Below are 16,228 nucleotides of genomic sequence, written 5' to 3'. Positions count from 1 at the left end.
TGCGCCAAATCCTCCCCACCGCACCCCGCGGGCCGGAGCCGGCGCGGGCGGTCGCCTCACGCGGCGGGGGGGCGGCCCGGGGCGGCGCCCCCGCCCCCCCAGGCGCGCCCCCGCCCCCGCTCGGGGCGGCGGTCAGGGGTGGCGGACGGCGCCGCCGGGCTTGAGCCGCCCAGCCGGCAGTTCGGGCGGCGGCATGCGGTAGCCGTCGAAGCCGTCGATGTCGGGGAACGCGGCGTCGCGCGCGAGGTACGCGGCGCGCGCGGCGACGATCTCGTCGTTGGTGCGGCCGACGAAGTTCCACCACATGACGATCTCCTCGTCGAACGGCTCGCCGCCGAGCAGCAGCACCCGCGCGCCGGCCGCGCCGGTGATGGTGATGGAGCTGCGCGCGCAGCCGAGGTAGAGCATCGCGCCCGGGGCCAGCGGGGTCTCGTCCACCATGACGGAACCGGACATCACCAGGACGGCGTGCTCGAACTCGGTGTCGAGCGGCATGTGCACGTCGTCGCGGCCCGACAGGGTGATGTCCGCGCCGACCATCGGCGAGTGGGCGGTGCCCGGCGACTCGGCGCCGCCGAGGCCGCCCATGATCACGGTGATCGACCCGGCGCGGTCGCGGTGCACCGGCAGCGCCGCGTGGTACTCCCACGTCGGCGCGGTGTGCCGCGCGGCGTCGGGCAGGGCGACCCAGAGCTGCACCCCGTGCAATTCGGTCGGGTGCACCGGTGGCGAGTTCTCGGCGTGGGTGATGCCGCGTCCGGACGTCATCAGTCCGAGCGTGCCCGGCCGCAGCACCTGGTCGCTGCCGAGGCTGTCCTGGTGGTGGATCTCGCCCTCGAGCAGCCAGCTGACCGTCTGTAGCCCGATGTGCGGGTGCGGCGGCACGCGCATGCCCGGCTCGGCCGCGATGTCGTCGGGCCCGTAGTGGTCGACGAAGCACCACGGCCCAACCAGCCGGCGTCCCAGGTTCGGCAGCAGCCGCCGCACCCCCGACGCCTCGCCGAGCGTGACCGTCTTGCCCTCGAAGATCTCGACCACCGGGCCGGCCGGCACACCCGCCCGGCCGCCGCACGTCGTCAGCGGCGGCGTGGTGTCGAGGTTGCTCATGGGCTCGACCTTACGTCGCCCGGCGTGACCCGACGCCCTGCCGATCGTTGGTCCGGTGACCGGTCCTCGTCCCCACCGCAGCACCCCGGGAGCACCCATGCGCCGTCTGTTCGCCACCGCCGCCGCGATCACCGCCGTCACCGCTGCGGCGGTCGGCCTGGGCGTGGCGCCGACGGGTGCGTCCACGGCGCCGCTGCGGTACGTCGCGCTGGGCGACTCGTACAGCGCGGCGTCCGGCGTGCTGCCGATCGACCTCACCGCGCCGCAGTGCCTGCGCTCGACGGCGAACTACCCCCACGACCTCGCCGCCGCGCTGGGGGCGAACCTCACCGACGTCACCTGCGGAGCCGCGGAGACGAAGGACTTCACCACGGGCCAGTACCCCGGCACCGCGCCGCAGCTGGACGCCGTGCAGGCGGGCACGCAGCTGATCACGATGACGATCGGCGGCAACGACAGCGGCGTGTTCATCGACTCGATCCTCGACTGCGGGGCGGCCGGGCTGTCGACGCTGGGACAGGGCAGCCCGTGCAAGGACAAGTACGGCTCGCAGTTCGAGGACACGATCAACACCACGACCTACCCGGCGCTCGTGTCGGCCCTGCGGGCGGTGCGGGCCAAGGCGCCGCACGCGCGCGTCGCGATCCTCGGCTACCCGTGGATCCTGCCCGCGTCCGGCGGCTGCTTCCCGCAGATGCCGGTCGCGTCCGGCGATGTGCCCTACCTGCGCCACGAGCAGGCCACGCTGAACGACGCGGTGCAGCGGGCTGCGGCGGCGACCGGCGCGACCTACGTCGACATGAGCGTCGCGTCCGACGGCCACGACGCGTGCCAGGGCATCGGCACGCGGTGGATCGAGCCCGTGCTGCTCGGCACGAACCCGGTGATCGTGCACCCCAACGCCTTCGGCGAGCAGCAGATGGCGCTGCAGACACAGCAGCAGCTCCACCTGCACTGACCCGCCCGCCCCGGGCGCGCACGGTGACGGACCGACCCCGTGGGTGACGGATCGATCCCGCGGGTGACGAAACGGAAGATCGGGAGACGGCGAATTCGCCGTCTCCCGATCTTGAGGTCCGTCACCCGATCCTGAGGTCCGTCACCGTGCGGGTCGGACGCGACCGGGTCGGGCCGACTACTTCAGCTCGGCGCTCGTCTTGTTCAGCAGGCGGCGGGCGATGATGAGCTGCTGGATCTGCTGCGTGCCCTCGAAGATGTCGAGGATCTTCGAGTCGCGGGCCCACTTCTCGAGCAGCGAGTGCTCGCTGTAGCCCAGTGACCCGGCGAGCTCGACGCACTTGGTCGTGATCTCGACGCCGACGCGGGCGGCCTTCGCCTTGGCCATCGAGGCCTGCAGCGAGTTCGGCTTGTTGTTGTCGGCCATCCAGGTCGCCTCGAGGGTGAGCAGGTAGCCCGCCTCCCAGTCGGCCTCCATCTGCAGGTACGCCGCGGCCGCCGCGTGCTGGGTGTTGGCCGGGCGGTCGTAGTCGACCTCGATGCCGGCCTGCTCGAGCAGGTCCTCGATCTCGTCGAGCGCGGCCCGCGCGCAGCCGACGGCCATGCCGGCCACCAGCGGACGCGTGTTGTCGAAGGTCTGCATGACCCCGGCGAAGCCCTGCTCGACCTCGATCTCGGGGGAGCCGAGGAGGTTCGCCTTCGGCACGCGGCAGTCGGTGAACCGGATGGTCGCCGTGTCGGACGCGCGGATGCCGAGCTTGTGCTCGAGCCGCTCGACGACCATGCCCGGCGTGCCCTTCTCGACGACGAAGGACTTGATCGCCGCCCGGCCCTTGCTCTTGTCGAGCGTCGCCCACACGACCACCGAGTCGCAGCGCCCACCGGCGGTCACGTAGATCTTCTCGCCGTTGAGCACGTAGTGGTCGCCGTCGAGCACGGCCGTGGTCGACACGGCGGCCGAGTCCGAGCCGAAGCCCGGCTCGGTGATGGCCATCGCGGCCCACGTGTGGTCGAAGCGGGCCAACTGCTCGTCGTTGGCGACCGACGCGATCGCCGCGTTGCCGAGCCCCTGGCGCGGCATCGAGAGCACCATGGCGACGTCGCCCCAGCACGCCTCGATGATCGAGAGCACGCCGGACATGTTGCCGCCGTTGACGTTCTCGCCGCCCCCGCCCTTGCGCCGCACGCCGCGCGCGCCGGTGCTCTGCTCGCCCGAGGCGTTCATGCCGTCGATGAGCGACGCGAGCATGTCGAGTTCCTTGATCGGGCCACCGGGCTCGATGTCGGACGCACGGTCGTACTTGCGCGAGATGGGCCGGAAGATCTCGGTCGAGACCTGGTGCGCCTGGTTGACCAGGACGCCGAACTTCTTCGGCACTTCCAGATTGATGCTCATACGAGGACGACCCCCTCCATGACGCCGATCGCGCGCAGGTCGCGGTACCAGCGCTCGACCGGGTGTTCCTTGACGTAGCCGTGGCCGCCGAGCAGCTGCACGCCGCTGGAGCCGATCTGCATGCCGTACTCGGTCGAGAGCTTCCGGGCGAGCGCCGCCTCGCGGGCGTAGGGCTTGCCCTGCTCGGCCCGCGCCGCCGCGCGCAGCATGGTGAGCCGCGCACCCTCGAGCTCGATGGCCATGTTGCTGACCATGAACGCCACCGCCTGCCGGTGGCTGATCGGCTCACCGAACGCGTGCCGGTCGTTGACATAGGGGATCACGTAGTCGAGCACGGCCTTGCCGGTGCCGCAGGCGAGTGCCGCCCACGCGATGCGCGAGAGCCGCACGCACTCGGTGTAGTCGCCGGCCTCGCCGAGCTTGTTGCCTGCGGGCACGGCGACGTCCTCGAGGATCAACCGGCCGGTGGACGCGGCACGGAGCCCCATCGCGGGCTCGGCCTCGACGCTGATGCCGGTGCTGCCCGACTCGACGAGGAACAGCGCCGGCACGCCTTCGAGGTCGGCCGCGATGACGAACAGCTCGCCCTGGGCCGCCCGCGGTACGAGCGACTTGACGCCGTTCAGCAGGTAGCCGTCGCCGACGCGGCGGGCCGTGGTCTGCAGCTGGAACGGGTCGAACAGCGGGCGCGGCTCGGTGATCGCCAGCGCGGCGGCCGGCACGTCGTCGCCGACGAACGACGGCAGGTAGGTGGCCTGCTGGGCCGGGTCGCCCCAGAGGGTGAGCGCCGTGCTGACCGCGGCCGGCGCGAGGCAGGCGACGGCGATGCCCATGTCGCCGTGCGCCAGGGCCTCGGCGACGAGCGCGCTCGTGGTGGCCGAGCGCTCGCTGCCCATGCCGCCCAGGGCCTCCGGCACGCCGACGATCGTGACGCCGAGCTCGGCGACCGATCGCTTCAGCAGCTCGCCGGGCGTCGCGCACTCGGCGTCGGCCTCCTGGGCGACCGGACGGATCAGCTCGGCGGCGAACTCGCGGGTCGCCCCGACGATCATCTGCTGCTCGTCGCTCGGGGTGAGGTCGAACAGATCGCGTCCGGACGAGGTGGTGGGCCGCTGCGCCGGGCCCTTGCCCTGCACCTTGGCGAAGGTGCGGTTCGCGACGGCGAGCGAGCGGAACCCCGCCTTGGTGCCCTCGTAGACCGCACGCTCGACCGGCTTGCGCAGGTTCAAGCGGTCGATCACGCCGGCGCCGGCGAGTCGGTTCAGCGCGGCCAGGCCGACGCCCATGGCGTCGCGACCGCGACGGTTGCGCCCTGACATGACACTCCAAGGAGGAACGGGAACGGACGGGCTGTCACAGGAAAGTTACCCGAAACTCGGCGTATCGCCAACCGTCGGTTCCAGGTGATCTGCTGCACCGGTGCACAGGCTGCAGGGGAACTCGGCGGCACGTGAGACCGTTGACCCATCAGGACGTCCGTGCACTGCCTGCGGCGTCCCCGAGCAGTCCGTGCAGAAGGAGGAGCGTCACCGATGGCGCAGAACCCAGTCATCCGTCGCTTCGGCGGTGCGTCCGGCGGGAACGGCCTGCCGACTCCGTCCGTGACCGAGTTGCAGGGCATGTACGACAGCCCCGCGTACACCGGCCCGCGTCCGGGCCAGCGCTACATGACGCTCGACTCGGTGGTGCAGCGCACGGCCGCGATGCTGTTCGTGCTGCTCGCCGCGGGCGCCGTCACCTGGGTGACCGTGCCGACCGCCAACTACGGGCCGGTGCTGCTCGTGTCGGCCCTCGGCGGCGTCGGCCTGGGGCTCTACATGAGCTTCACGATGAAGGCGAACGCCGTCACCGCGCTGCTGTACGCGGCGTTCGAGGGCGCCCTGCTCGGCGGCATCAGCCACGCCTTCGAGCAGTGGAAGCCCGGCATCGTCGTCGAGGCCCTCACCGGCACCGTGATGGTGGCCGTCGGCATGCTGTTCGTCTACAAGATCGGCGCCATCCGGGTCACGCCGAAGTTCACCCGCGTCGTCGTGGGCGCCACCATCGGCGCCTTCGGCCTGATGCTGGTCAACCTCGTCGCCTACCTGTTCACCAGCGACGGCCTCGGCCTGCGGTCGGGCGGCCCGGTCGCGATCCTGTTCAGCCTGGTCTGCATCGTCATCGCCGCGATGAACCTGGTGCTCGACTTCGACATGGTCGAGCAGGGCATCCGCCGCGGCGCCGACGAGAAGTTCGCCTGGTACGCCGCGTTCGGCCTCACCGTCACGCTGGTGTGGCTGTACCTCGAGATCCTGCGCCTGCTCGGGTATCTGCGCGACAACTGACCAGTCGTTCCACCGCACGCCCGGACGGGGCGGCCCGCGACCCCGCGGTGCCGCCCCGTCGGTGTCTTCAATGCCGCGAGGAGCGGCCCGCACAGCGGGCTGCTCCTCGTCCGGCATCGGGCGGGCCATCCGGCGATTCCCCTCGGTGATCGCCGGGCGATGCGGCCGGCGTCCCCTCACGGGACGCCACGGCCGCCGCCTCGGTGTCGCAACCGCCGGGCCCCACGCCCTGGCCGCTGCTGGTTCTTGCTGATCACTGCTATGAGCTCGGACGCTCCCCACGAACGTCCGGGCTCAGCTGGTCCGCGCCGGCGATTCCCCCATTGGACATCTCCGGAATCGAACCGCTCAGCGCCGTCCCACTCTGCCGGCCATTCCCCCACGGAACGTCCGGCGATGCGCTGACATCCAGTCCAACGAGGCGCCCGGAAGAAGGTGACGCCCCGCCACGCGGCAGATTTCTGGTGCCGCGCGGCGGGGCGTCCTGTCGTGCGGGCGGACGCCTCAGGAGAGGCGCTCGAGCACCATCGCCATGCCCTGGCCGCCGCCGACACACATCGTCTCGAGGCCGAACTGCTTGTCGTGGTGCTGCAGCGAGTGGATGAGCGTGCTCGTGATGCGGGCGCCGGTCATGCCGAACGGGTGGCCGACGGCGATCGCGCCGCCGTTGACGTTGAGCCGGTCCATGTCGATGCCGAGGTCGCGGGTCGAGGGCAGCACCTGGGCGGCGAAGGCCTCGTTGATCTCGACCAGGTCGATGTCGTCGATGCTGAGCCCGGCGCGGGCGAGGGCGCGCTTCGAGGCCTCGACCGGGCCGTAGCCCATGATCTCGGGTGAGAGGCCCGAGACGCCGGTCGACACGATCCGCGCGAGCGGGGTGAGGCCGAGCTGGGCGGCCTTCGTGTCGCTCATGATGACCACCGCGGCGGCGCCGTCGTTCAGCGGGCAGCAGTTGCCCGCGGTGACGCGGCCGTCGGGGCGGAACACCGGCTTGAGCTGCGAGACGGCCTCGTAGGTGACACCGGCGCGGGGGCCGTCGTCCTTCGAGACGACCGTGCCGTCGGGCAGCGTCACCGGGGTGATGTCCTTGGCCCAGAATCCGTTGGCGATGGCCTGCTCGGCGAGGTTCTGCGAGCGGACGCCGAAGTGGTCCATGTCCTCGCGGCTGACGTCCTTGAGCAGCGCGAGGTTCTCGGCCGTCTGACCCATCGCGATGTAGAGGTCGGGCACGTTGCCGTCCTCGCGCGGGTCGTGCCACTCGGCCGCGCCCGACTCGGCGACCTTGGCCGTGCGCGCCTTCGCTTCGTCGTAGTACGGGTTCTGGCTGTTCGGCCAGCCGTCGGAGCTGCCGTTCACGAACCGCGACACCGTCTCGACGCCGGCCGAGATGAACACGTCGCCCTCGCCGGCCTTGATGGCGTGCATCGCCATGCGCGAGGTCTGCAGCGACGACGAGCAGTACCGGTTCACCGTGGTGCCGGGCAGGAAGTCGTAGCCGAGCTCGACGGCCACCGCTCGGCCGATGTTGAAGCCGCTCTCACCGCCCGGCTGGCCGCAGCCCATGATGAGGTCGTCGATGTCGCGCGGGTCGAGCGCGGGCACCTGGTCGAGGGCCGCCCGCACGATCTGCGCGGCCAGGTCGTCCGGACGCATCGAGACGAGCGAGCCCTTGCCGGCGCGCCCGATCGGCGAGCGGGCGACAGAGACGATGACGGCTTCGGGCATGGCTACTCCTCGGGGTCGGCGCGATCAACCGACACTAGGACACACCACCGACACATTCGGCGCGAGTGCGGCGCACGGAACACCCGGCCGCCCGGCCGGACGGGTCAGTCGACCAGGCCCCCGGCGGGTCGCCGGCGCCGCAGCCGGGCCTGCACGCCGTGGTGCCAGGGCGTGCGCGGCTCGGCCGCGACGACCTCGGCACCCGGACGCGACACCGCCTGGGCGGCCGCCTTCTCGACCGGCTTCATGCGCCGGGTGGTGAACGCGCTCGCCGAGCGGGCCCGCGTCTGCAGCCCGAGCGCGTCGAGGCACGACGGGAGCAGCGCCCGGACGGCCTCGGCGTAGCCCTCGGCGCTGGGGTGGAAGCGGTCCTCGGCGAAGAGGTCCTTGCGCGTGGCGAAGATCGGCCCCAGCAGGTCGGCCATCGACACCGTGCGTCCGCCGGCCTGCACCACCGTCACCGTCTGCGCGCGCGCCATCTGCCGCGACCAGCGCCGTGCGAAGAAGCGCAGCGGCTGCGGCAGCGGCGCGACGGTGCCCAGGTCGGGACAGGTGCTGACGATGATCTCCGAGCCGCGCTCGACCAGATCCCGCACCACCGCGTCCAGGTGCCGGCACGCGTCGGCCGGGCTCACGCGATCCTTCACGTCGTTCGCACCGATCATGATGAGCGCGAGCTCGGGCCAGCGGCGGGCGTCCAGGCGGGCGAGCTGGTCGGGCAGTTGGCTCGACTGCGCGCCCACGACGGCGACGTTGGTGACGTGCACCGGACGCCGGGCCGCCAGCGAGATCTGGGTGGCCAGCTGCGCCGCCGGCGTCTCGCGCTCGCTCTTCGCGCCGTAGCCCGCCGCCGTCGAGTCGCCGAGCAGGGCGATGTGGATCGGCGGACGCCGCGCGCTCACACCCGCCGCAGTCCACACCGTGTCGTGCGAGACCGGGGGAGCGACGGCGGCGACGGGGATGCGCCGGCGGGCGATCTTGGTGTCGAGCACGAGCAGGCCGGCCAGCCCGCCGAGTCCGGCGACCCCGGCGCCGACGCCGGCCCCGCCCCACAGCGCCGCCCGCCGCACCCGACGGTCGGCGAGCCGCGCACGCCAGGCCGCGGTCGCCGCGCGTCGAGGGTCGGGAGTCATCGCTGGCACCCTAGCCAAACCACTACCGTGCGAGTCATGCGCTACGCCAACACCGTGGTCGACCTGATCGGCAACACCCCGCTGATCCGGTTGAACACCGTCACGAACGGCCTCGCACCGACCGTGCTGGCCAAGGTCGAGTACTTCAACCCCGGCGGCTCGGTGAAGGACCGCATCGCCGTCCGCATGATCGACGCCGCCGAGGCGTCCGGCGAGCTGAAGCCCGGCGGCACGATCGTCGAGCCGACGTCCGGCAACACCGGCGTCGGGCTGGCGCTGGTCGCGCAGCAGCGCGGCTACAGCTGCATCTTCGTCTGCCCCGACAAGGTGAGTCAGGACAAGATCAACACGCTGCGCGCGTACGGCGCCGAGGTCGTCGTCTGCCCGACCGCCGTCGCTCCCGAGGACCCCCGCTCGTACTACTCGGTCAGCGACCGGCTGGCCCGCGAGACCCCGAACGCCTGGAAGCCCGACCAGTACGCGAACCCGAACAACCCCCGGTCGCACTACGAGACCACCGGCCCCGAGATCTGGGAGCAGACCGAGGGACGCATCACGCACTTCGTCGCGGGCGCCGGCACGGGCGGCACGCTGTCCGGCGTCGGGCGCTACCTCAAGGAGCACGGCGACGTGCGCGTCATCGCCGCCGACCCCGAGGGCTCGGTGTACTCGGGCGGCACGGGGCGTCCCTACCTCGTCGAGGGCGTCGGCGAGGACTTCTGGCCGACCACCTACGACCCGGCGATCGTCGACGAGGTCATCGCCGTCAGCGACGGCGACTCGTTCGCGATGACCCGTCGTCTCGCCCGCGAGGAGGGGCTGCTCGTCGGTGGCTCGTGCGGCATGGCCGCCGCCGCCGCGCTGCGGGTCGCCGAGCGTCTCGGGCCCGACGACGTCGTCGTGGTGCTGCTGCCCGACGGCGGACGCGGCTACCTCAGCAAGATCTTCAACGACGCGTGGATGGCCGACTACGGCTTCCTCGGCACCCCGGGTGCCACGAGCGTCGAGGACGTGCTGCGGTCGAAGTCCGGCGACACTCCCACGCTCGTGCACGCCCACCCGAACGAGACGGTGCGCGACGCGATCGACATCCTGCGCGAGTACGGCGTCTCGCAGCTGCCGGTCGTGCGGGCCGAGCCGCCGGTGACCGCCGGCGAGGTGGTGGGCTCGGTGTCGGAGAAGGCGCTGCTCGACGCGCTGTTCGCGGGCACCGCCTCGCTGGCCGACGCGCTCGAGAAGCACATGTCGGCGCCGCTGCCCATCATCGGCTCGGGCGAGCCGGTGTCCGCGGCGGTCACGGCGCTCGGGCACGCCGACGCCCTGCTCGTGCACGTCGACGGCAAGCCGGCCGGCGTGCTCACGCGGCAGGACCTGCTCGGTCACCTCGCCCGCGCCTGACCGCCGTGCTCGATCTCGCGCGCGAGCGCGACTGGGTGGTGCTGGGCGACAACCTCGCCGTCCTGCCGACGCTGCCGGACGAGTCGGTGCAGCTGATCTACATCGACCCTCCGTTCAACACCGGTGGGGTGCAGCGGCGGCGGACGCTGCGCACGACGCCGTCGGCGGACGGTGACCGGGTCGGCTTCCACGGGCTGCGCTACACGACCGTCGAGACGGCCAGGCACGCCTACCTCGACGTGTTCGACGACTACCTCGGCTACCTCGAGCCGCGGCTCGTCGAGGCGCGACGACTGCTGACGGCGAGCGGCACCATCTACGTGCACGTCGACCAGCGCGAGGCCGCGTACGTGAAGCTGCTGCTCGACGGCGTCTTCGGCCGCGACGCGTTCCTCAACGAGATCATCTGGGCCTACGACTACGGCGGGCGTGCGCGTGACCGGTGGCCGGCCAAGCACGACACGATCCTCGTGTACGTGCGCACGCCGGGCGGGCACTTCTTCGACCAGGACGCCATCGAGCGCATCCCGTACATGGCTCCGAATCTCGTGACGCCCGAGAAGGCCGCGCGCGGCAAGCTGCCGACCGACGTGTGGTGGCACACGATCGTCCCGACGAACGGCCGCGAGAAGACCGGGTATCCGAACCAGAAGCCGGAGGGCGTGGTGCGGCGGGTGGTGTCGGCGTCGTCGCGTCCGGGCGACCGGGTGCTCGACTTCTTCGCCGGCAGCGGGACGACCGGAGCGGTTGCCCGCGCGCTCGGGCGGCGGTTCGTCCTCGTCGACTGCAACCCGGACGCGGTCGACATCATCAGCAGGCGCATCCCCGACGTGGAGGTCGTGACGGCATGAGCACATTCGAGGGCCCCGGCTTCAACACCCGGGCGATCCACGCGGGGCAGGAGCCCGACCGGCTCACCGGCTCGGTGGCGGTGCCGATCTACCAGACCTCGACGTACAAGCAGGACGGCGTCGGCGGGCTGCGTGGCGGCTACGAGTACAGCCGCTCGGCGAACCCGACCCGCACCGCGCTCGAGGAGGCGCTGGCCGCGCTCGAAGGCGGTGCGCGGGGGCTGGCGTTCGCGTCCGGGCTGGCGGCCGAGGACGCGTTCTTCCGCACCGTCTGCAAGCCGGGCGACCACGTGATCCTGCCGGGCGACGCGTACGGCGGCACGTTCCGGCTCGTCGCGCGCGTGCTGACGCGGTGGGGGATCGAGTACACGCCGGTGCCGCTCGGTGACCTCGACGCGGTGCGCGCCGCGGTGCGGCCGAACACCACCGTGCTGTGGTGCGAGACCCCGACCAACCCGCTGCTCGGCATCGCCGACATCGCCGAGCTTGCGACCATCGCGCACGACGCAGGCGCGAAGCTCGCCGTCGACAACACCTTCGCCTCGCCCTACCTGCAACAGCCGTTGAGTCTCGGTGCGGACGTCGTCGTGCACTCGACCACGAAGTACCTCGGCGGGCACAGCGACGTCGTCGGGGGAGCGCTCGTGGCGGCGTCCGCCGAGCTCGGTGACGAGCTGGCATTCCACCAGAACGCGATGGGCGCCGTGGCCGGGCCGTTCGACGCGTGGCTGGTGCTGCGCGGCATCAAGACGCTCGGCCTGCGCATGGACCGGCACTGCGCCAACGCGCAGCGCATCGTCGAGTTCCTCGTCGAGCACCCGGGGGTGTCGCAGGTGCTGTACCCCGGCCTGCCGACCGACCCCGGGCACGCCGTCGCGAGCAAGCAGATGCGCGACTACGGCGGCATGGTGTCGTTCCGCATGCGGGGCGGCGAGGAGGCCGCGCTCAAGGTGTGCGGGCTCGTCGACGTCTTCACCCTCGGCGAGTCCCTCGGCGGCGTCGAGTCGCTGATCGAGCACCCCGCCCGCATGACCCACATGTCGGTCGCGGGCTCGCCGCTCGAGGTGCCGTCCGACCTCGTCCGCCTGTCGGTCGGCATCGAGGACGTCGACGACCTGCTCGCCGACCTCGCGTCCGCCCTGGCGTAATCGCCCGCGTCCCCCCGGCTTGTCCCGCAACTCCGGCAACTGTCGGCGCCTTGTCCCGCAGCTCCGGGAGATCGGGCTGCGTCGTCCCGGAGCGCCGGGACATCCCGGCCTCATCTCCCGGTACAGCGGGACAACGCGTCCGGACGAGCGGGTGCGAGGCGGGGTGGCGTCAGCCGGTCGAGGCGGCGCGCCATTCGTCCTCGAGCAGGGCGTAGACGAAGGTGTCGGTCCACTCGTCCTTGAACCAGTCGTCGCGCAGGAAGTGCGCCTCGCGCCGCATGCCGAGGCGCTCGGCGACGCGGGCGGACGCGGTGTTGCGGGCGTCCAGGCGGGCGACGATGCGGTGCAGCCCGAGGTCGTCGAAGCCGAGGCGCAGCAGCGCGCGGGCGGCCTCGGTGGCGTATCCCTGGCCGGCGACACGCGGGTGGAAGATGTAGCCGATCTCGCCGCTGCGCTGCTCGGCGCTGTGCCACATCAGCACGACGTCGCCGATGACGCCGGGCTCGTCGCGGCGCTCGACCGCCAGGCAGAGGTGCGCCGGCGCGGCGTCCATGCTCGCGGGGTAGCCACCCGACCCGATCCGCTCGGCGACCTGCGCGCGGGTCTGCGGCGGGTACGGCACGTACCGCACCGCATCGGGCAGCTGCTTGTAGGCGTGCAGGTCGTCGACGTCGGCCGCGGTGACCGGCCGCAACAAGAGCCGTTCGGTCCCGATCGGATAGGCCGGATGCAGGCCGGTGGACGTCACAGCCGCACGCTACCGTCGGACGCATGGAGTGCCGCGCGGGCGCGATCTGGGACGACGGGTACCTGGCGTACGACTTCGGCGACCACCCGCTGAACCCGATCCGACTCGACTTCACCATGCGCCTGGCCCGGTCGCTCGGGGTGCTCGACCGGCTCGAACTGCGCCCGGCGCACGCGGCCGACGAGCAGCAGCTGCTGACGGTGCACGACGCCGACTACCTCGCGGCCGTGCGGCGCGCGAGCGACGACCCGACGTTCAGCGGCTACGGCCTCGGCACCACCGACGACCCTGTCTTCGCGGGCATGTACGACGCGTCGGCGCTCGTCGCCGGCGGATCGGCCGCCGCTGCGACCATGCTCTGGCGCGGCGAGTTCGAGCACGCCGTGAACATCGCCGGCGGGCTGCACCACGCGATGCGCGGGTACGCGTCCGGGTTCTGCGTCTTCAACGACGTCGTGCTCGCCATCACCACCCTGCTCGCCGCCGGTGCGAAGCGGGTCGCCTACGTCGACATCGACGTGCACCACGGTGACGGCGTGCAGGCGGCCTTCTACCGCGATCCGCGGGTGCTGACGATCAGCCTGCACCAGGACCCCCGCACCCTGTTCCCGGGCACCGGCATGGCGAGTGAGATCGGCGAGGGCGCGGCCGAGGGCACCGCGGTGAACGTCGCGCTGCCCCCGGGCACGAACGACCGCGGCTGGCTGCGCGCGTTCCACGCGGTCGTGCCCGGACTGCTGCGCGCCTTCCGTCCCGACGTGCTCGTCACCCAGTGCGGCTGCGACACCCACCACGAGGACCCGCTCGCCAACCTCGAGCTGTCGATCGACGGGCAGCGCGCCGCGATCGCCGCGCTGCACCAGCTCGCGCACGAGACCGCGGGCGGACGCTGGCTCGCCTTCGGCGGCGGCGGGTACGGGCTGGTGCGCTGCGTGCCGCGCACCTGGACGCACCTGCTGGCCGAGGCCACGGGCGTGCAGGTCGCGCCGAGCACGCCGATCCCCGCCGAGTGGACGAAGCACCTGCGCGACATCGGCTACCAGGGCCGGCTGCCCGAGTCGATGGGCGAGACGGTGCTGCGTCCGTACGAACCGTGGCAGCCCGGCGGCGAGGGCTGGCTCGACGGCGCCATCGCCGCGACCCGCCGCGCCGTATACCCGCTGCACAGCCTCGACCCGGACGATCCACGTGACTGAGCCGACCGACGAGGTGCTCGACCCGGACGAGTTCCCCGACGTCGACCCGGAACCACCCGCGCACTGGTCGGCCGACGTGGTCGTCGCCGATGGCGGGGTCGTGCGGCTGCGTCCCATTCGGCCGGCCGACGCCGACGCACTGGTGCGTTTCCACGCCGGCCTGTCGGCCCGCACCCGCTACCTGCGCTACTTCAGCGCCTACCCGCGCATCCCCGAGCGCGACCTCTACAAGTTCACCCACATGGACCACCACGACCGCGTCGGCATCGTGGCCGTGCTCGGCGACGAGATCATCGCCGTCGGCCGCTACGAGCGGATCACGCCGCCCGGGACGACGCCGGTCGAGGCCGAGGTCGCCTTCGTCGTCGCCGACGACCACCAGGGACGCGGCATCGGCTCGATCCTGCTCGAACACCTCGCCGCCGCCGGACGCGAGTCGGGCATCGAGCGGTTCCAGGCGATCGTGCTCGCCGAGAACGGCGCGATGATGCGGGTCTTCCGCGACGCCGGGTACGAGGTGGCACGGCATCTCGAGTTCGGTGAGGTGACGCTCGAGTTCGGCATCGACGCCACCGCGGTCACCGAGGCGGTGGCGCAGGAGCGTGAGCGGCACGCCGAGGGACGCTCGATCCAACGCCTGTTGCACCCGCGGTCGGTGGCGATGGTCGGCGCGAGCAACGACGACACGAAGATCGCGCACGCGGTGTTCCAGAACCTGCTGCGCGCGGGCTTCCAGGGCCCGCTGTACCCGGTCAACGAGCGCGAGCGCCATGTCAGCGGCGTCCCGGCGTTCGCCTCGATCGGCGACATCCCCGGCTCGGTCGACCTCGCCGTGCTGGCGATCCCCGCCGACCGGGTCGACGACGTGGTGCGCCAGTGCGGCGAGGCCGGGGTGCGGGGCATCGTCGTCGTGTCGGGCGGATTCGGCGAGCGGGGCGACGACGACGAGCGGGCGGCCGGGCACGACCGGCAGGTCGCGCTGCTCGACGAGGCGCGCCGCAACGGCATGCGGCTGGTCGGCCCGAACTGCCTCGGCATCGTCAACACCGACCCGACGGTGTCGCTCAACGCGTCGCTCGCGCCGGTGGCGCCGCTGCGCGGGCGGGCCGGGTTCTTCTGCCAGTCCGGCACGCTCGGCATCGTCGTGCTGAACGAGGCGGCCCGCCGCGGGCTCGGCATGTCGACGTTCGTGTCGGCCGGCAACCGCGCCGACGTGTCCGGCAACGACCTGTTGCAGTACTGGGAGACCGACGACTCGACCGACGTCGTGCTCATGTACCTCGAGTCGTTCGGCAACCCGCGCAAGTTCGCGCGGCTCGCCCGACGCGTCGGGCGCACCAAGCCGATCATCGCCCTCAACAGCGGTGCAGGTGTGGTGGTGCCCGGGCTCGCGGCGACGACGACCGAGCTGCCGCCGCAGGTCGTGCGCGCACTCTTCGACCGCACCGGCGTGATCCGGGTGGACGTCGTCGGCGACCTGTTCGACATCGCGCTGCTGCTCACCTCGCAGCCGCTGCCGAAGGGCGACCGTGTCGCGGTCGTCGGCAACTCGGCCGCGCTCGGCGTGCTCGTCGCGAACGCCTGCGCGGCCGAGGGGCTCACCGCGGCCTGGTCGCGCGACCTCGGCAACGACGCGCCGCCCGAGCTCTACGAGCAGGCGTTGCAGGAGGCGCTCGACGACGACGACGTCGACGCCGTCATCGTGATCTTCGCGCCCGCCCTGCCCCCGGCGAGCGGTGAGCGGGTGGCCGAGGTGGTGCGGCGGCTGGCGCCGCAGGGCGGCAAGCCGATCGTCTCGACCTTCCTCGGCATCCAGGGCGTACCGGAGGCGCTCGCCGCCCCCGGCGACACCCATCCCGCGCCGGGCTCGGTGCCGTCGTTCCTGTCGCCCGAGCGGGCCGTGCGCGCGCTGGCCCGGGCGGCGCGGTACGCCGCGTGGCGCCGTCGGCCGATCAGCCCGGTGCCCACGCCGGCCGGGATCGACCGTGCCGCTGCGCGGGCGCTCGTCGAGGGGGTGCTCGCCGCGACCCCAGACGGGCGCGAGCTCGACGCCGGCGAGGTGTCGGGCCTGCTCGCGGCGTACGGGCTCGACCTGTCGTCCGAGGTGCCGGTCGACGCGGTCGGGGTGCGGATCGCGTTGCAGGAGCACGGCGCGTTCGGGTCGCTCCTCGCGTTCGGCCTCGCCGGTGTCGCCACCGAACTGCTCGACGACCGGGCCTACGCGATCGTGCCGCTCACCGAGGCC

The 16,228-nt window shown here is 72.4% G+C and carries 13 protein-coding genes; 7 read left to right on the top strand and 6 right to left on the bottom strand.

Going from position 1 to position 16,228, the window contains the following annotated elements:
• Positions 1-132: 132 nt before the first annotated feature.
• Positions 133-1,107: a pirin family protein gene (locus tag ACTHMS_RS16530; protein WP_440307762.1), complete on the bottom strand. Its 975-nt coding sequence runs from the start codon at positions 1,105-1,107 to the stop codon at positions 133-135.
• A 97-nt stretch (positions 1,108-1,204) separates the two neighbouring features.
• Here ACTHMS_RS16530 and ACTHMS_RS16525 point away from each other — a divergent pair, with 97 nt between their 5' ends.
• Complete coding sequence (locus ACTHMS_RS16525; RefSeq protein ID WP_440307761.1) at positions 1,205-2,065, top strand: SGNH/GDSL hydrolase family protein; 861 nt, start codon at positions 1,205-1,207, stop codon at positions 2,063-2,065.
• Positions 2,066-2,242: 177 nt separating this feature from the next.
• On the opposite strand, the gene ACTHMS_RS16520 is transcribed toward ACTHMS_RS16525, so the two are convergent.
• The gene (locus tag ACTHMS_RS16520; RefSeq protein ID WP_440307760.1) at positions 2,243-3,460 is read right to left on the bottom strand and encodes an acyl-CoA dehydrogenase family protein; all 1,218 of its coding nucleotides are present in this window, start codon (positions 3,458-3,460) and stop codon (positions 2,243-2,245) included.
• Positions 3,457-4,779: an acyl-CoA dehydrogenase family protein gene (locus ACTHMS_RS16515; RefSeq protein WP_440307759.1), complete on the bottom strand. Its 1,323-nt coding sequence runs from the start codon at positions 4,777-4,779 to the stop codon at positions 3,457-3,459. Before ACTHMS_RS16515 ends, ACTHMS_RS16520 begins: the two co-directional genes overlap by 4 nt.
• Positions 4,780-4,992: 213 nt before the next feature.
• On the opposite strand from ACTHMS_RS16515, the gene ACTHMS_RS16510 reads away from it, so the two are divergent.
• A complete protein-coding gene (locus tag ACTHMS_RS16510; protein WP_440307758.1) occupies positions 4,993-5,784 on the top strand; it encodes a Bax inhibitor-1/YccA family protein in 792 nt (263 codons plus the stop codon).
• A 504-nt stretch (positions 5,785-6,288) separates the two neighbouring features.
• Here the strand turns inward: ACTHMS_RS16510 and ACTHMS_RS16505 are convergent.
• Entirely contained in the window at positions 6,289-7,509 is a 1,221-nt protein-coding gene (locus tag ACTHMS_RS16505) for an acetyl-CoA C-acetyltransferase (protein ID WP_440307757.1), read from the bottom strand.
• A 104-nt stretch (positions 7,510-7,613) separates the two neighbouring features.
• Positions 7,614-8,642 carry an SGNH/GDSL hydrolase family protein gene (locus tag ACTHMS_RS16500; protein WP_440307756.1) on the bottom strand — a complete coding sequence of 343 codons (1,029 nt, stop codon included), beginning with the start codon at positions 8,640-8,642 and terminating at the stop codon, positions 7,614-7,616.
• A 36-nt stretch (positions 8,643-8,678) separates the two neighbouring features.
• Between ACTHMS_RS16500 and ACTHMS_RS16495 the strand changes: the two genes are divergently transcribed.
• The 3 genes from ACTHMS_RS16495 to ACTHMS_RS16485 are packed head-to-tail and all read left to right on the top strand — an operon-like array spanning position 8,679 to position 12,039.
• Positions 8,679-10,040, top strand: a complete 1,362-nt coding sequence (locus tag ACTHMS_RS16495; RefSeq protein WP_440307755.1) for a cystathionine beta-synthase — start codon at positions 8,679-8,681, stop codon at positions 10,038-10,040.
• 5 nt (positions 10,041-10,045) lie between these two features.
• A complete protein-coding gene (locus ACTHMS_RS16490) occupies positions 10,046-10,891 on the top strand; it encodes a DNA-methyltransferase (RefSeq protein ID WP_440307754.1) in 846 nt (281 codons plus the stop codon).
• Complete coding sequence (locus ACTHMS_RS16485) at positions 10,888-12,039, top strand: cystathionine gamma-synthase (protein ID WP_440307753.1); 1,152 nt, start codon at positions 10,888-10,890, stop codon at positions 12,037-12,039. The genes ACTHMS_RS16490 and ACTHMS_RS16485 overlap by 4 nt, the downstream gene beginning before the upstream one ends.
• A gap of 169 nt (positions 12,040-12,208) precedes the next feature.
• On the opposite strand, the gene ACTHMS_RS16480 is transcribed toward ACTHMS_RS16485, so the two are convergent.
• A complete protein-coding gene (locus ACTHMS_RS16480; RefSeq protein ID WP_440307752.1) occupies positions 12,209-12,787 on the bottom strand; it encodes a GNAT family N-acetyltransferase in 579 nt (192 codons plus the stop codon).
• A 23-nt stretch (positions 12,788-12,810) separates the two neighbouring features.
• Here ACTHMS_RS16480 and ACTHMS_RS16475 point away from each other — a divergent pair, with 23 nt between their 5' ends.
• Positions 12,811-13,983: an acetoin utilization protein AcuC gene (locus ACTHMS_RS16475; RefSeq protein ID WP_440307751.1), complete on the top strand. Its 1,173-nt coding sequence runs from the start codon at positions 12,811-12,813 to the stop codon at positions 13,981-13,983.
• The coding region (locus ACTHMS_RS16470) for a bifunctional acetate--CoA ligase family protein/GNAT family N-acetyltransferase (RefSeq protein WP_440307750.1) at positions 13,976-16,228 on the top strand (2,253 nt) is incomplete at its 3' end. The genes ACTHMS_RS16475 and ACTHMS_RS16470, both read left to right, overlap by 8 nt.

Origin of the sequence: Jatrophihabitans sp., from assembly GCF_051960575.1 — a bacterium.
Classification (GTDB): domain Bacteria; phylum Actinomycetota; class Actinomycetes; order Mycobacteriales; family Jatrophihabitantaceae; genus JBQCEE01.
The sequence above is the reverse complement of the archived record's forward strand: the minus strand, read 5'-3'. Positions and strand labels throughout refer to the sequence as shown.

What these genes read in the sequence shown, in the direction of transcription:
- ACTHMS_RS16530 (WP_440307762.1), bottom strand. Translation starts at nt 1,107, where the DNA reads ATGAGCAACCTCGACACCACGCCGCCGCTGACGACGTGCGGCGGCCGG.
- ACTHMS_RS16525 (WP_440307761.1), top strand. Translation starts at nt 1,205, where the DNA reads ATGCGCCGTCTGTTCGCCACCGCCGCCGCGATCACCGCCGTCACCGCT.
- ACTHMS_RS16520 (WP_440307760.1), bottom strand. Translation starts at nt 3,460, where the DNA reads ATGAGCATCAATCTGGAAGTGCCGAAGAAGTTCGGCGTCCTGGTCAAC.
- ACTHMS_RS16515 (WP_440307759.1), bottom strand. Translation starts at nt 4,779, where the DNA reads ATGTCAGGGCGCAACCGTCGCGGTCGCGACGCCATGGGCGTCGGCCTG.
- ACTHMS_RS16510 (WP_440307758.1), top strand. Translation starts at nt 4,993, where the DNA reads ATGGCGCAGAACCCAGTCATCCGTCGCTTCGGCGGTGCGTCCGGCGGG.
- ACTHMS_RS16505 (WP_440307757.1), bottom strand. Translation starts at nt 7,509, where the DNA reads ATGCCCGAAGCCGTCATCGTCTCTGTCGCCCGCTCGCCGATCGGGCGC.
- ACTHMS_RS16500 (WP_440307756.1), bottom strand. Translation starts at nt 8,642, where the DNA reads ATGACTCCCGACCCTCGACGCGCGGCGACCGCGGCCTGGCGTGCGCGG.
- ACTHMS_RS16495 (WP_440307755.1), top strand. Translation starts at nt 8,679, where the DNA reads ATGCGCTACGCCAACACCGTGGTCGACCTGATCGGCAACACCCCGCTG.
- ACTHMS_RS16485 (WP_440307753.1), top strand. Translation starts at nt 10,888, where the DNA reads ATGAGCACATTCGAGGGCCCCGGCTTCAACACCCGGGCGATCCACGCG.
- ACTHMS_RS16475 (WP_440307751.1), top strand. Translation starts at nt 12,811, where the DNA reads ATGGAGTGCCGCGCGGGCGCGATCTGGGACGACGGGTACCTGGCGTAC.